Consider the following 14,889-nt stretch of genomic DNA (forward strand, 5'->3'; position numbering starts at 1 on the left):
TGCTTCAGCTCCGCTGACGGCGGTCCTGCTCAGGCCCGTCAGGCCTGATGACTCAGGCTCCGCACGGTGGCCCTGGCGCCGGCTTGATGCAAGCTGTCCAGGGCCACCGAGTAGGCGGCCACGAATCGCTCATCGTCAATGAGATCGCCGAAAACCGCACGATTGGCGATGAAGGCCAGTTTGTCCCCACCGGGTACGCCGGGGATCTGCCGAGCCGCGGCCGCCATCAGGGAGTCTTTGAGCTGATCGACGACGACGATCGGCTCGCCGGCTTCATCCAGGCCTTCCGCATAACGCGCCCAGGAGGCCACGATGCCGGCGCTGCGCTGGATCTCCCCGTCGTTCGCCAGATTGATCTTGATCACCGGAACGAGCCACTTGGGGATCCGGTCCGAGCTTTCCGCGCAGAGCCGGGCCAGGGTGTCCCGGACGTATTCATTGGAGAAACGTTCGATCAGGGTGCGCTGATAGGCGGGAAGATCGACTCCCGGCACCGGTTCCAGGGTTGGAGTCGCTTCATATTTCATATAATCCAGCAGGAATTGAGCGAAGAGCGGGTCTTGGCAGACCTCATGGGCGTAACGGTACCCGGCCAGGTAGCCGAAGTAGCACTGCGCTTGATGGCTCGCGTTGAGCAGCCGCAGCTTCATCAGCTCGTACGGCTCGACGTCCTCAACCAATTGCACCCCGGCTTCTTCGACAGCGGGTCTGCCGAGGGTGAAATGATCTTCCAGCACCCACTGCTCAAAAGGTTCGCAGACCACTGGCCACTCGTCCTCAACACCGAACTGCTCGGTGATGCTCGCCCGGTCCTGATCGGTGGTCACCGGCGTGATCCGGTCCACCATGGAATTCGGAAACGGCACCTGGGCATCCATCCAGTCGGCCAGCTCCGGATCCTTCAGTGCGGCGTAGGAGGTGAACATCCTCTTCGCCACGTCGCCGTTCCCCTGGATATTGTCGCAGGACATCACGGTGAAGGGTTCCAGGCCTCGTGCACGACGCCGGATCAGGGCTTCGATGACCAGGCCGAAGCTGGTTCTCGGCGCCGCTCCGGGCTGCAGGTCGTGCTGCACCTCCGGATTCTCGGCGTTGAATTCGCCCGTCACGTGGTGGAAGTTATAACCGCCTTCGGTCACCGTGAGCGAGACGATGCGGATGTCGGGAGAGGCCATTTTCTCAATCACCGCTTCCGGGTCCGCCGGGGCGAAGAGATACTCGGCGATCGAGCCGATCACTCGGGCCTCCCGGGTGCCATCCGGATTCTTGACCACCAGGGTGTAAAGGCAATCCTGGTCGTGCATCACCTGGGCCATCTTTTCGTCATGGGGTAGCACTCCGACGCCGCAGATCGCCCAGTCCAGGGCTTTGCCCTGATTCATCAGGCGATCCAGGTACATGGCCTGATGAGCCCGATGGAATCCACCGACTCCGAAATGCACGATTCCGCTGCGCAACTGCGCTCTGTCGTAGCCGGGAACCGCCAACTGCTCAGGGAGTTCTGACAGGGCTGCTTGCTGTAGTTTCACCATACGAAAAGTCCTTGGCCTGGCTTCGGGATACTTCACGGATTCTATCCCGCTAGCTGCCCGCCGGATTCAGATGAGCGATGCATTCCAGTGGCGCCGATCGAGTCAGTGGCTCAGCCAGTAGGTGGGTCAGCGGAAGTCCCGGGAATGCATTCTCACCGGCAGTTTGAGCTCTTCGAAGTGGTCGGCCAGCAGGTTCATCACCCCTTCCGCTGAGCGCTCCAGAATGCCACGCACCACGAGCCCCTCTGATTCGCGGACCGTCCGGCGATGCCGTTTCCAGGCGCCTTCGGAACAGACCACGTTGATCAGCCCGGTCTCGTCTTCGATATTGATGAAGGTGGTGCTGTTCGCGGTGGCCGGCCGCTGTCGGTGGGTCACCACTCCGCCGATCCTGACTCGCCGTCCCGGCTCAATGTGCTTCAGATCTGCCGCAGCGAGGATCCCTTGCTGGCTCAGTTCCGGTCGTAGATGCCGGACCGGATTGTCATCGGGGGAGATCCCGGTGGCCCAGATATCAGAGACCAGTTTGTCCAGCTCGGTGAACTCGGGCAGCATCGGAGCTTCATAGCGGGGCATGGTGCCAGGAAGCTGATCACTGCGCTCTTGAGCGGCCGGGCCAGCTTCCCAAAGCGCTGCCCTGCGATTCTTGTTGAAGGCGTCGAAAGCCCCCGCTGCCGCTAAGGCCTCCAACTGTGCAGCACTGGGTTGAACCCGCCGGGCCAGGTCCGCCAGGTCCATGAACGGAGCCTTCGAGCGCTCCGCCACAATCCGCTCGGCGAGGGCTTTACTCACCGCTTTCACGCTGGAGAGGCCGAGTCGCACGGCATGGCCGCCATCCCGGCGGTGTTCGGCGAGCCGGTGATCCGCCTTTCTATCGAAGGCGCCGACGTCTGGTTGCTCCTGGTTCAGACAGGACGGCATACCAGTGCTTATCGCCGGGATAGTGGGTTGCGCTTTGCTCTCTCGCGGCTGAACTGTCTCTACTTGGGGGGTCTTCGATCGGGCCGTCTGCGCCTGCGGTGTGGCGTGCGAGGGTTCTAGATCCAGGAGTTCGAGGTCGGCGTCCACCCCGGAGCGCAGCAGATCCGGCCCGCGCACTTCCACGCCGTGCCTCCGGGCGTCTTCGACCAGGGTGCGAGCCGAGTAGAAGCCCATGGGCTGGGAACGCAGCAAAGAAGCCAGGAAGGCGGCTGGGTAGTGCAGCCGTAACCAGGCGCTGACATACACCAGGTGCGCGAAGCTGATCGAGTGGCTCTCCGCGAAGCCGAAATTGGAGAAGGCCGCGATCTGCTGGTAGATGCCCTCCGCCGTCTCACCGGTGATGCCGTTCTCCGCCATCCCGGCGAAGAGCTGGGCTTTCAAGGATTCGATCCGTTCCAGACCGCGCTTTGAGCCCATCGCCCGGCGGAGCAGATCGGCGTCCTCCGGGCTGCAATTGCCGATCGCAATCGCCATCTGCATGAGCTGCTCCTGGAAGATCGGCACGCCCAAGGTGCGTTTCAGGACGGGTTCCAAGAGCGGATGATCGTAGGTGATCTCTTCTGGGTTGGCGCGTCGACGCATATACGGGTGCACCGCACCACCCTGGATCGGTCCCGGACGGACCAGCGCCACCTCAACCACCAGATCGTAGAACTTCCGGGGTTTGAGCCGGGGCAGGATGCTCATCTGGGCCCGGCTCTCCACTTGGAAGACGCCGATGGTATCCGCGAGGCAGAGCTGGTCGTAGACCGCCTGCTCTGCTGGAGGGATATCGTCCAGGCTCCAGTTTTCACCGCAGTTTTCGCTGACCAACTCGAAGCACTGCTGCAGGGCGGCCAGCATGCCCAGGCCGAGCAGGTCGAATTTCACCAGCCCCATATACGCGCAGCCGTCCTTGTCCCATTGCAGTACGGTGCGATTCTCCATCCGGGCGTGCTCAATGGGGCAGATCTCACTCACCGGCTGATCGGTGAGCACCATTCCGCCGGAGTGGATGCCCAGGTGGCGCGGGAATTTACTGATATCGGCGGCGAGCTTCTTGACGTCGGGCGGAATATCGTTCTCCGGTTCCACGCTGCGCTGTTCGGTAGTGGCTGCACCGCTTTCTTCAGTTTGGGCGGATTTTCGAATGCCGCCGCCATAGGGATTCTCCAGTTGCTTGGACCAGGCATCCTGCTGGCCCGCTGAGTAGCCCAGTGCCTTGGCCATATCCCGGACCGCGAATTTAGGCCGGTAGCTGATCACGGTGGCGACTTGCGCGGCGTTCAAGCGGCCGTACTTCCGGTAAACGTACTGAATGACTTCTTCGCGACGTCGGGCATCGAAATCCACGTCGATATCCGGCTCTTCATCGCGGATACTGGAGAGGAAGCGTTCGAAGGGCAGGTTGTGCTTGATGGAATCTACCGCGGTGATGCCCAGCACGTAGCAGACCGCCGAGTTCGCCGCCGAACCCCGGCCCTGGCAGAGAATTCCCTGAGTCTTGGCGTAACGCACAATATCGTGCACGATCAGGAAATAACCGGGGAAGTCTTTCGCCTCGATGACGGCGAGTTCGTTTTCAATCCGGCGGCGCTTCTCCTGGTTCAGCTCCGGATACTTCTGGGCCGCGCCCTTCCAGACTTCCTGGCGCAAGTAGCTCATCTGGGTGTGCTCTGCAGGCAGCTTGAGTTTTGGCAGCCGAGGTTTGGCCTTCTCCAACGGAAAGGCCAGTTCTTCGGCCAGCAGCACACTGCGTTCGACGGCGCTGTCCCCTTCAGCATTCCGGAAGCGGGAGAACCGACGAGCCATCTCTGCCCCACTGCGCAGGAAGGCGCTCGGACCAGCGGGCAGCCAGCCATCCAGTTCGGCCAGACTGCGCCGGGCTCGCACCGCGGCCAAGGCCGCCGCGGTGCGGTACTGCTCCGGCCGGGCATAGTGCACATTATTGGTGGCCACCATGGGGAGCCCGAGTTCTCGAGCGATCCGAGCCAGCAGGTCGTTGTTCGTGCTGTCCTGGGGGTGACCGTGGTCAGAGAGTTCGACTGCCACATTCCGTTGGCCGAAAAGATCCGCTAAATGCCGCAACTCGGTCTTCGCGGCGGCGCCGTCATCACCGTGGAGCAAGCCCTCGGCTAAAGCTCGCCGCACGGTGCCCTTTCGGCAGCCGGTGAGGATCAGCCAATGCCCTTCCGCTGCTTCCGCGAGCTGGGTCAGCTGGTAACGAGGGCGGCCCTTCGCCGCCTCCTGAGCCAATTGCCCCCGGGTGATGGCACTGGAGAGCCGGTGGTACCCGGCGACGCCGCGGGCCAGCACGAGCAGATGATCGCCCTCCGGATCGGCTTCCCCGTTCTGCGGTTTACTCAGGCCCAGCGAGAGCTCGGCGCCGTAGACGGTTTTCAGTTCCGGGTAGGCCGCCGCGGCTTCCGCGAATTGAGCGGCGCCGTAGAGGCCATCGTGATCGGTGAGCGCAATGCTGTGCAACCCCAGTCGCACCGCTTCCTCGACCAATTCAGCGGGGTCGGCGGCGCCGTCCAGGAAGCTGAAATTCGAGTGTGCGTGAAGTTCTGCGTAGGGCACGAGGGGCCCGGCGGGCGGGCTGATTTCACGCGGGATGTAGGGGCCCCGTTGATAATTCCAGGCCGGAGCAGCTCCGCCGTCGTGCTCTGGTTCATCGCTGGGCGAATCGTGCTGGCCCGGTGCTGCCCGATCGGGGTGGTTGACCGCTCTTCCGGAGAGCCTGCGCTCGAATTCCTTCCACGGCATCGGAGGGTTATGCCAGCCCATCTCAGCTCCTTGAAAATCCTAGAATCGGTGGTTGACGAAGCAGCTACGGTGCGCACCGTAGCGATGACAGTCCGGAATCACAGTCCGGAGTCGGTGAGGGCCCGGAGATGACCTGAGCTCAGTCATAACTCGCCTCCGCGAACCACTGCCCATCCCGGTGAAAGAGCAACCAGGCGGAATTCGTGCTGTCGATGATCTGAAAGCGATACAGCTGTTGACCCGAGGCCTCCCACCAGCGCTCGTCGACCGGCCAGGGCCCGGCCCAGGCGTTAATCAGTCGTTCCTCGGCTTCCCCGGAGTCATCGGAGCGCGGAGGGGCGAAGAAAGCCGGGTCACCGCTCAACTCGAGGCGTTCATCCAGCTCAACCCGCTGACCTTGAGCATCCTTCACATGAACCTGCAATGGAGCTTCGAACAGCGTCGCCGGAAGCGGCCCGGAGACGGCACCGGGCCACGGCTGCTGGCGGCTCTTGCTTGCTGGCTCGACGTCGGTGGAATCTCCCCAGGGAATCAGCACGCTTCGCTGAGCCAGCATCCGACCACCCGTCAGCACCGCGGTCAGCACCGCACTGTGCCCCAGCATGTTCTGAATGCGGGAGAGGCCGTGATGCACTCGCTCCTGAGGCCCATTGCCCCAGAGCCCCGCGGTATGCGAGCTGAGCTGATCAGTGGTTTCCGGGCTGAGCACGACCTTGGTGATCCCGGAGTCCAGCTCGCTGTTCCAATCGGCGCTGCTCTTGACATTGCTTTGCAGTTGCCAGCGGACTCGATCCAGAACGTCCTCCGGATCAAAAAAGCGCGGGTGTTTCCATACCTTCTCCAGGTGCTCGCCGGAATCGCTCTGCAGCTGGATCCTGAGTGCCGTGCAGACCAATCCCGCCGCGGTTATTGCCTCGATGAATCGTTCTGCCGAGGTCTTCACGGCGAAGGCTAGCTGATCCACCCGGTCCAACGGGGGTTCGAAGTTCAAGAAGACCTCGAAATTAGTCGGTGGAGTCCGGGGCACCACCGCCCTGGGATCCAGGCCCCGAGCCAGCAGATGGGCCCGTGCGCCGTCTTCACCGAAGCGGTTTCGCACCTTCACTGTGGTGAGTGCTGCGAAATCCCCCAGGGTTTGCAGCCCCAGACGCTCCAGGAGGCTCACAAGTTCTGTCTGCTCCAGGACGTCCAAGCCCAACCTGGAAAGAAATTCGGCGGAGGCACCGGGTTCCACAATGCGAAGATTCGAGGTTTTGCGAGCCGCCTGTTCTGCCGCAAAGATGCCATCGGCAATGCCCACTCGAACGTCTCGCACCCCTAGACCGAGCAGCGTACTCCGAAGCACCTCTGCGGCTTGCTGCTCTCCGCCGAAGTAGCGGGCTGGACCCTTGGCGCGGATGGCGCAGGTACCAGGGCGAATCACCTGGACTCCGGGCATGATCTGTTCAATAGCGGCAATAACCGGGGCGAAGACCCGGGCGTCCACCGCTGGATCGTAGGGCAGCACCTGAAGCCGGGGGCAGCGCGACTGTGCTTCACGTACTGTGAGACCCCGTTTGACCCCTTCCAGACGAGCGATCGAGGAACAGGCGAAGATCTCGCCTTCCTTGACCAAGGCGAGAGGCGTTTCCGGATCGTGTGCTTGTTCTTGAAGAACCGCGCTGATCGGCCAGTCCGGGCACCAGAGCACCAGAGCACGATGCTTCATGAGCTCATCGCCACAGCCCGTGCAGCATGCTCGGTGGCTGGCCGGGTGCTGCCGATCTGCGGCAATCGCTGTGCGGTTGCGGGCCAGGAACCAGGGATCTGCAATTGAGTGTGTCTTTGAGGCGAAGCACCTCGACGACGCCACGTAGCGGCCACCGTAATGTGCTGACCGTTCAATTGCCCGTGACCTTCACCGAGGCCCTGCCAGTGGGTGGCCGCCGCGGACAGCTCAGCCTCGGCTTGCGGCCAAGGAGTCTGGCAGATCAGTACTGCGCCGCGTTGCCGCAGGCGGGCACCGAGCCGAGCCGTTTGGCCGGTCGAAGGCTGAGCTGGAGGGTTCAGCAGCAAGGCACTGACCACATCGATCAGAGCGGCTGAAACCCCCAGCCAGTGCTCTCCCGGGGAGGGGATCAAGACGAGACGATTCACATCAATGCCAAACTGGGCGGCCGCTTCGACGTTGAACTCCGGGACGCCGACCACCCCGCACCAGCCGCCAGCGGCAGAGGGACCGGCCAGCAGGGCCATCGCAATGGCGTTGGACCGATGAACCGTATAGCTACTGCCCGCGCGCAGCGCCCCTCCGGGCAAAACAGGTCGAAGCGCGGGATAGGTCTCCACGTTTCGGGATTCCAGGCGTCCGCCTTCTGCTCGACTCAGCTGAGCCTGGCCTATTTTCGAGCGCAACTCCCGAATGGTTTCGCCGCTGGCTCGTTCTTCGGCCGGTACTCCACTGAGGTTTTTGAATCGACCTGACTCGGGCACAGCGGAGAGCGGGGTGCTACGGCGCGTCACGCTATCGAACTGATGTGCCTGTGATAGTGGATTCATTTGTTAATACTCGAATATAGATTCGAAGATGTCAATTGTGCCGAATGACCTATAAGAAGTCTTCGTCAACTAGGCTGGTGCAGTGTTGCGGATAGGATTCGTGCCGGGAGTGAGTCCGGACAAGTGGTTTCATCGCTGGGCCGAAAGGCATCCGGCGGAACCCTTGCAACCCGAGTTGGTGCAGTGTTCGGAGCAGCGGGCAGCGCTCCTGGAAGATCGAGTCGAGTTGTGTTTCGTCAGGCTCCCGATCGATCGGACCGGGCTGCACCTCATTCCGCTGTACCGAGAAGTCGCCGTGGTGGTGGCGGCTAAAGACCATGAAGTCACCGTCTTTGAGGAACTCGAGCTCAAGGATCTCGCCGATGAGAATCTGCTGACCGCCTCCGATCACCCCGAGCAGATTGAGGCCGCACTCGATCTGGTGCAGGCCGGCGTCGGACTTCTCTTGCTCCCGCAGTCACTGGCCCGGCAGCACAACCGCAAGGAGCTGCGGCATCGCCCCGTGCTGGATGCGCCGGGCAGTGATATCGGCTTGGCCTGGCTGGTGGAGCGTGAAGAGCCGGAGATCGAGGAATTCATCGGCGTCGTCCGGGGCCGGACCGCCAATAGCTCACGTCAAGAGCCGACTCCGCCGAGTCGTCCGGAGAAGCAGAGCGCGAAGAAAAGCTCAACACAGCCGGGGAGCGGCAAGCGAGCCAGCAGACAGCGGCAGCCCAGAAAGGGCGGGTCGGGCAAATCTCAGCCTCGCGGCAAGCAAAGCGGCCGCTCGAATAAAAAACGTTGATCAGGATTTTGCAGGCTCTGACTCTGCTCCTGATCAGCTAGCCTGCCGAGTTCTGCCCAATTTCCAGCTCAGACCTTGAGGGCTCCGACCGGCGCGCCATCACGGCGGCCACGATCGCGCCGGAGACATTGTGCCAGACCGAGAAAATAGCTGCTGGCAGAGCAGCGAGTGGTGAGAAGTGCGCGGTGGCCAGCGAGGACGCCAGCCCGGAATTCTGCATACCGACTTCGAAGGCCAGGGCGCGGCGGGCTTTCACATCCAGCCCGCCGAGCTTCCCGGCCAGGTAACCTAGGCCCAGCCCGAAGGCGTTGTGCAGCACCACGGCCAGGAAGACGATAGCGGCCGCGCTGGCCAGCTTGCTGGCGCTTCCGGCCACTACGATTGCGACGATAAAGGCGATCACCAGGGCCGAGATCCAGGGGAGTGCAGGAAGCACCTTGCTCACCAGCTTCTTCGCGAAGAGTCTGATCAGCAGGCCAGCGATCACCGGGACCAGCACGGTTTTCACAATATCGAGCACCATGCCTCCGGCGTCGATATTCAGAAAACTGCCCGCCAGCAGCAAGACCAGCAGTGGAGTGACCAGCGGTGCGACCAGGGTGGAGACGGTGGCCACGGCGACCGAGAGCGCGACGTCGCCCTTGGCCAGATAAGCCATCACATTGGAAGCGGTACCGCTGGGGGCGCAGCCCACCAGGATCACCCCGGCGGCCAGCGCCGGGTCCAGATGCAGCACGACGGCGATCAGCCAGCCAGCGCCCGGCATGATGATGTAGTGAGCCAGCAGACCCAGTCCGACAGCCCACGGGCGTCTGACCACGGAAGCGAAGTCGGGCGGCGTCAGAGTCAGCCCCATGCAGAACATGATGACGCCGAGCAGATAAGGTACCGCTGGAGCGAGCGGACTCAGACCGCTGGGCCAGAGGAAACCCACGATCCCGGCGGCGATCACCAGCAGCGGGAACACGGTGACCGCTATTTTGGCGCGGCGTTCTTCCATCGGAGTTCTTCTTTCTCACTCAGTTTTCTGAACGGCTGGGATACCTGGGCGACTGTTCAGCTCCGGGACTGCCGGTAGCTGAGCATCTGACGCCAGCGCCGTTGCAAGCTCTCCCGGCGGCTGTTCCCGGCTTCTCCGGAGGCGGTGAGCTCGATGTGCTCCGGCCCGTAGCGCCAGAGCAGCAAGTCATCCAGTAGCCGGTCCGGCCCAGGGGAATAGCGGTGGTCCAGGGCGGTGCGCACATCGATGATCGACTCTGGCTGCAAGAGACCGGCCAGGTCAATGGTCGTGGTCAGTCCGTGGGCGGCCAGTAGCTCTGCCGCCCAGCCCCAGTCGTCGTCGGACTTGCGGTCCACATGCGGTAAGAGCGTCTGCCAGATCTCTTTGATCCGCTCTGGAGTGAGCGGCGCGGCACCTTCGCCGTCCTCGTCCCAGTAACTCGTCACCGTCTCGTAGCGTTCGTGCAATTCGGAGAAAGCCGATTCGACGGCTTCCAGCATGGCCGCCGTGGCGGTGAATTGCCGGTCGAAATAGGGGCTCCAGGCCCGGCGGTCCTCGGCCTTGAAGCGAATATCGTGCTCGATCTCGCTCCAGGCGTGGGCGAAGACGGTACGAATCTGACATTCAAAAATGTAGCTTCCGCTGGGTTTCACCGAGCCGTCGAGGCTTTCCTGAAAATCACGGACCACCTCATTCTGAATGCTGCGCAGAATCAGATGCCGACTCGAATAGCCATAGGTGCCGGATTCGATGGAACCGATATCTTTCTCCCGATCCCCGCGGCAATCGAAGGTATGACGCTGCCGCTTAATCAGATTAGCCGCCATCGCGTTCTCGCTGGGCAGTGTGGTGATCACCCGCACTCCCACCAGATCAGTGAGATTCCGCAGCGGCTCTGGGAATTGCAGGGTCGGCTCGCCGTCCGGCTCGGTGGCTTCGAGCATTCTGGAGGCTTTTTCCCTGAAGGAGTCCACCGTTTTGGTCCGGCTCGAGACGAAGAGCGGTTTCGCCTCGGCTTCGGAGAAGATCTCCCGGATCCGGGTTTCCATTTCCGCGGTGACGCGTTTCAGTGTCGGCCTGATGCGGGCATACTCTTCAACGCTCGCGGCCACCGATGGACGCAGGCGTTCGTCTAGCCGTTCCCAATTGCTGGCCATGCCACGAGCTTAACACTGTCCGCGCCGCACCCCGGAAATCTGGATGTGGAAGCATGGAGTGGTGAAGCCTTTTCTTTTGCTCTCCACGCGCGCCGAAGACGGCGCCGCACTCGAGGAAGCGCAAGCCTTCGCGCGGTACACCGGCCTGAGCAAGCAACTGCTGCATTGGCACCGCCTAGAGGCGGCTCCGCTGCCCCGGCTGCAGCTCTCTGACTACTCCGGAATCGTGCTCGGCGGCAGTCCTTTCAACTCCTCGGATCGGCCCTCGCTGAAAAGCGTCACTCAGGAGCGTGTGGAAGTTGAACTCGCCGCGCTACTGGACGAGGTCGTCGACCGTGACTTCCCCTTTTTCGGTGCTTGCTACGGGGTGGGAACCCTGGGCAAGCATCAGGGGGCGGTGATCGACCGGAGATTCGGTGAGCCGATCGGCCCGGTCGAAATCCAGCTGACCGACGACGGCGCCGCAGACCCGCTGCTGGCAGGTTTGCCGGAGCGTTTTCAAGCCTTCGTGGGGCATAAGGAGGCCTGTTCCGCCTTGCCGTCGCACGCTGTTTTGCTGGCCTCTTCCGCCACTTCCCCGGTGCAGATGTTCCGGATCCGGAAAAACCTCTACGCCACGCAATTCCACCCGGAACTGGATGTGGCGGGCATTCTGACGCGGATCGAGGTCTATCAGCACGCGGGCTACTTTCCCGCCGATGACTTCGAACAGGTGAAAGCGAAGGCCTTAGCCGCGAAGGTCGTGGAACCCGCCCGGATCCTGCGCAATTTCGCGCAGCGTTACGGCAAGGACTGATCCGGTGCCGGGAGCCGCAGTGCAGCGGATCAGCTATGGCAGCGATCCGCAGCAATACGGTGAGTTGTACCGGGCCGCCGCGAGCTCACAGGCCGCTCCGCTGCTGAGGCCCGGGGTGGCGGTGATCGTCCACGGCGGTTACTGGCGTGCCCGTTACGGGGCCGAGTTGGGCCGGCCGCTCGCCGAGGATCTGGCGGCGCACGGGGTGACCAGCTGGAATCTGGAATATCGCCGTGCCGGGAACGGTGGAGGCTGGCCCGAGACTTTTGAAGACATCGCCGCGGGGATCGACGCTCTGGCCGCTCTGGACCTCGATCTCAGCGCTGTGGTGCTGATAGGGCATTCCGCGGGCGGGCAGCTGGCGCTCTGGGCCGCTGGCCGTTCAGCCTTGCCGCCGGAGGCTCCCGGGGCCCAGCCCGAGGTGATGCCGACCGCCGTCGTGAGCCAGTCGGGGGTGCTCGATTTGGTGGCGGCCCGGGAACTGAGGCTGAGCGATGATGCGGTGCTCAACTTCTTGGGCGCAAGCCCGGACGATCCGCGGTATCACTGGGCCGATCCCCGGCAGCGAGTGCCGGTCTCGGCCACGGTCTGGGCCGTCTACGGTGAGGCCGATGAGACCGTTCCGCCGCACTTCTCAACGGACTATGTGAGCACCGCGCTCGCCGCTGGCGGACGCGCAGCTGCGCTCGCGGTGCCCGGGGACCACTACGCTTTGATAGACCCGTCGACCGAGGCCTGGCGGAGCTGCCGGGAACTGGTGTTCCACGAGCTCGGCTGAGTTCGCTCTCAGATGAGCAAGGCGTCAACTGAGCGCGGCAGGTCTTGTAGGCTAACCGTATGCTGACTGTGATCGGTGAGGCCCTGGTGGATGAAGTGCTGCGCCCTGGCGCGGAAGCCGTGGCTCATGTGGGCGGCAGTCCGATGAATGTCGCAGTGGGACTGGCCAGATTAGGACATCCGGTGCAATTCATCGGACGCTTCGGCCGTGATCCCTACGGCACTATGATCTCCGAGCATCTGCATGCCAACTCGGTTCTGCTGCCCGGCACTCCGGATGAGTTGCCCAGCAGCGTGGCGCGCGCCGTCCTCGATGCCGAGGGGGCCGCCAACTATGAGTTCCAGCTGGCCTGGCAGCTCCCCGAGGTTTTACCCAGGCAGTTGCAAGCGATCACTCTGCTGCACACCGGCTCCATCGCTTCGATGCTGGAACCCGGAGTCCACGAAGTGAAGAAAGCCGTGCTGAGCGCCCGGGGACACGCCACCATCAGCTACGATCCCAATTATCGGCCGAGCATCGTTCCTGATCAGGCGACTGCCCGCAGCTGGGCAGAGGCATTCGTAGCGCTGGCGGATGTGGTCAAGGCCTCCGATGAAGATCTGCAATTGCTCTACCCTGGTTTGGAGCCGCACGAAGCGGCCCGGAACTGGCTGGCCCTGGGCCCCGCACTGGTAGTGGTGACCCAGGGTGAAAAAGGCCCCTGGGCGCTCGCTCGATCCGGTGAAGCCAGTGTTGCTGCGCCACCGACCGAGGTGGCTGACACCGTTGGTGCGGGGGATTCCTTCATGGCGGCACTGCTCTCCTGGATCGTGGATCAGGAACTGGACGGCGCGCAGCGCAGGGAGCAGCTACATCAGATTAGCCAGCAGCAGCTTGCAGAAATGCTGCGCTTCGCCGCTGCTGCGGCTGCTATCACGGTCTCCCGTCCCGGGGCTAACCCGCCGAGCCGTCATGAGTTGCCTGCACTGGGAGTCCGCTGATTCGGGAGTTCTCTCACCGAACGGGGATTGATTCAAGCCCCGCTTTGCTGGAGGCTGGAATCATCCACAGATCATCGAAAGGTTGTCATGTCTAGCTATGACCCGTATGCGGCCCTGCCGCAGTTACCCAGTTTTGAACTGAGCAGTGAATCCCTGCACGATGGCGCAAGGCTCGCAGCGGCTCAGGCTTCTGGTGCGATGGGTGTTCCCGGCGGAGCCGATGAATCCCCTGAACTGAAGTGGTCGGGGTTCCCCGAGGAGACCAAGAGCTTTGCCGTCACCGTCTATGATCCGGACGCGCCGACCGCGAGCGGCTTCTGGCACTGGGCGGTTTTCAATCTTCCGGTTTCGGTCACTTCCTTGTCCGCCGGGGCAGGAACCCCGGGGTCATCTGCACTGCCTGAATCCGCCGTCACCCTCAAGAACGACGCCGGAGTTCCCGGCTATGTCGGAGCGGCTCCACCGGCGGGCCACGGTGACCATCGGTACATCATCGCGGTACACGCCCTCGATGTGGAGTCCCTCGATTTACCCGCTGAGGCTTCCCCGGCGTACCTGGGCTTCAACCTCTTCGGCCACGCTATTGCCCGGGCGCTGCTGACCGGCACCTTCAGCCAGTAATCCGGCAGTCGCCTCGGCAGCACCGCCGAGAGCCGAGATCTGCGCACTGTGAACCGCTCGAAGTGCGCAGATCTCGGCGTCGGTTCTGTAGGATTCGGCGCTCGATTTTCTGCACTCGCTGAGCGGTCAGCGCGAAAGCCGATAGCCTGAGGGTATGAAATTGGTGGCCAGCGATATCGACGGCACAATTCTCGCCCATAACGGCAGCATCAGTGGGCGAACCGTGGAAGCTTTCAGAGCCTGCACAGCGGCAGGGGTTGAGGTCGTCTTCGTGACCGGTCGGCCGCCTCGCTGGTTGGCTCCACTGCGTGAGCAAATAGGTCACTTGGGTACCGTGATCTGTTCAAACGGCGCCTTGGTCTATGACTTGGCCGAGGAAAAGATACTCTCCACCAAGTGCCTCTCGATCCCCGATCTGCTCGCCGCGAGAGACGCCATTAAGACGGCGGTGCCTTCGGCGACCTTCGCCGCAGAGACCTTGGACGGTCTTCACCTGGAACCCGGTTTTGCTGGTGAGCAGTCCCCCGAAGCACTCAAGCGGATTCCGGCCCGCCCGCTCGAAGAGTCCCTGCGGGGAGAGCGCGGAGTGATCAAGTTCCTCGCCAAAGCGGCGGACAGTACCGCCGATGAGTTTCTCACTGCGGTGCGCCCGGTGGTCGGCAGATGGGTTGAGGCCACCCACTCAGCCCCGGACATCGCTCTGCTGGAGATGTCCCTGCGGGGTGTGAATAAAGCCGCGACGTTGAGCGAATTCGCCGCTTCGCGGGGCATCGAGGCCAGTCAGGTGGTGGCTTTCGGTGATATGCCCAATGACGTGCAGATGCTCAGCTGGGCCGGGCAGGGCTACGCAATGGCCAGCGGACATCCAGAGGCCAAGCGAGCTACCGATCTGCTCGCCCCCGGGATCGACGATGACGGCGTCGCGCAGGTTCTCGAGCGCCTGCTCGCCTCGCGGGTTGCCTGAGGGTCTGCACCGC

General features: G+C 62.9%; 12 protein-coding genes. 6 read left to right on the forward strand and 6 right to left on the reverse strand.

The features are described from left to right. Nucleotides 1-38 precede the first annotated feature (38 nt). From ABDK06_RS08290 to ABDK06_RS08305, 4 genes are all read right to left on the reverse strand, one after another. Nucleotides 39-1,532 carry a mannitol dehydrogenase family protein gene (locus tag ABDK06_RS08290; protein WP_394940486.1) on the reverse strand — a complete coding sequence of 498 codons (1,494 nt, stop codon included), beginning with the start codon at nt 1,530-1,532 and terminating at the stop codon, nt 39-41. Between the two features lie 126 nt (nt 1,533-1,658). Further along, the gene (locus tag ABDK06_RS08295) at nt 1,659-5,279 is read right to left on the reverse strand and encodes an error-prone DNA polymerase (RefSeq protein ID WP_394940487.1); all 3,621 of its coding nucleotides are present in this window, start codon (nt 5,277-5,279) and stop codon (nt 1,659-1,661) included. 118 nt (nt 5,280-5,397) lie between these two features. Beyond that, nucleotides 5,398-6,966: a DNA polymerase Y family protein gene (locus tag ABDK06_RS08300; RefSeq protein WP_394940488.1), complete on the reverse strand. Its 1,569-nt coding sequence runs from the start codon at nt 6,964-6,966 to the stop codon at nt 5,398-5,400. Further along, a complete protein-coding gene (locus tag ABDK06_RS08305) occupies nt 6,963-7,796 on the reverse strand; it encodes a hypothetical protein (protein ID WP_394940489.1) in 834 nt (277 codons plus the stop codon). Before ABDK06_RS08305 ends, ABDK06_RS08300 begins: the two co-directional genes overlap by 4 nt. A gap of 82 nt (nt 7,797-7,878) precedes the next feature. On the opposite strand from ABDK06_RS08305, the gene ABDK06_RS08310 reads away from it, so the two are divergent. Next, complete coding sequence (locus tag ABDK06_RS08310) at nt 7,879-8,580, forward strand: LysR family transcriptional regulator substrate-binding protein (RefSeq protein WP_394940490.1); 702 nt, start codon at nt 7,879-7,881, stop codon at nt 8,578-8,580. Nucleotides 8,581-8,617: 37 nt separating this feature from the next. Here the strand turns inward: ABDK06_RS08310 and ABDK06_RS08315 are convergent, their stop codons facing one another. Further along, nucleotides 8,618-9,580 carry a bile acid:sodium symporter family protein gene (locus ABDK06_RS08315; protein WP_394940491.1) on the reverse strand — a complete coding sequence of 321 codons (963 nt, stop codon included), beginning with the start codon at nt 9,578-9,580 and terminating at the stop codon, nt 8,618-8,620. Nucleotides 9,581-9,636: 56 nt separating this feature from the next. Continuing rightward, nucleotides 9,637-10,737 carry a GTP pyrophosphokinase gene (locus ABDK06_RS08320; RefSeq protein ID WP_394940492.1) on the reverse strand — a complete coding sequence of 367 codons (1,101 nt, stop codon included), beginning with the start codon at nt 10,735-10,737 and terminating at the stop codon, nt 9,637-9,639. A gap of 61 nt (nt 10,738-10,798) precedes the next feature. Between ABDK06_RS08320 and ABDK06_RS08325 the strand changes: the two genes are divergently transcribed. The 5 genes from ABDK06_RS08325 (at nt 10,799) to ABDK06_RS08345 (ending at nt 14,876) form a co-directional block, all read left to right on the forward strand. Next, nucleotides 10,799-11,533, forward strand: coding sequence for a glutamine amidotransferase (locus ABDK06_RS08325; protein WP_394940493.1), 735 nt, complete (start codon nt 10,799-10,801; stop codon nt 11,531-11,533). Nucleotides 11,534-11,537: 4 nt separating this feature from the next. Next, nucleotides 11,538-12,311: an alpha/beta hydrolase gene (locus ABDK06_RS08330; RefSeq protein ID WP_394940494.1), complete on the forward strand. Its 774-nt coding sequence runs from the start codon at nt 11,538-11,540 to the stop codon at nt 12,309-12,311. Between the two features lie 59 nt (nt 12,312-12,370). Next, entirely contained in the window at nt 12,371-13,291 is a 921-nt protein-coding gene (locus ABDK06_RS08335) for a carbohydrate kinase family protein (RefSeq protein WP_394940495.1), read from the forward strand. A gap of 87 nt (nt 13,292-13,378) precedes the next feature. Further along, nucleotides 13,379-13,912, forward strand: a complete 534-nt coding sequence (locus tag ABDK06_RS08340; RefSeq protein WP_394940496.1) for a YbhB/YbcL family Raf kinase inhibitor-like protein — start codon at nt 13,379-13,381, stop codon at nt 13,910-13,912. Nucleotides 13,913-14,066: 154 nt separating this feature from the next. After that, nucleotides 14,067-14,876: an HAD family hydrolase gene (locus ABDK06_RS08345; protein WP_394940497.1), complete on the forward strand. Its 810-nt coding sequence runs from the start codon at nt 14,067-14,069 to the stop codon at nt 14,874-14,876. Nucleotides 14,877-14,889: the final 13 nt, after the last annotated feature.

The sequence above is a fragment of the Psychromicrobium ferritrahens genome, assembly GCF_043789415.1.
Taxonomy (GTDB): Bacteria; Actinomycetota; Actinomycetes; order Actinomycetales; family Micrococcaceae; genus Renibacterium.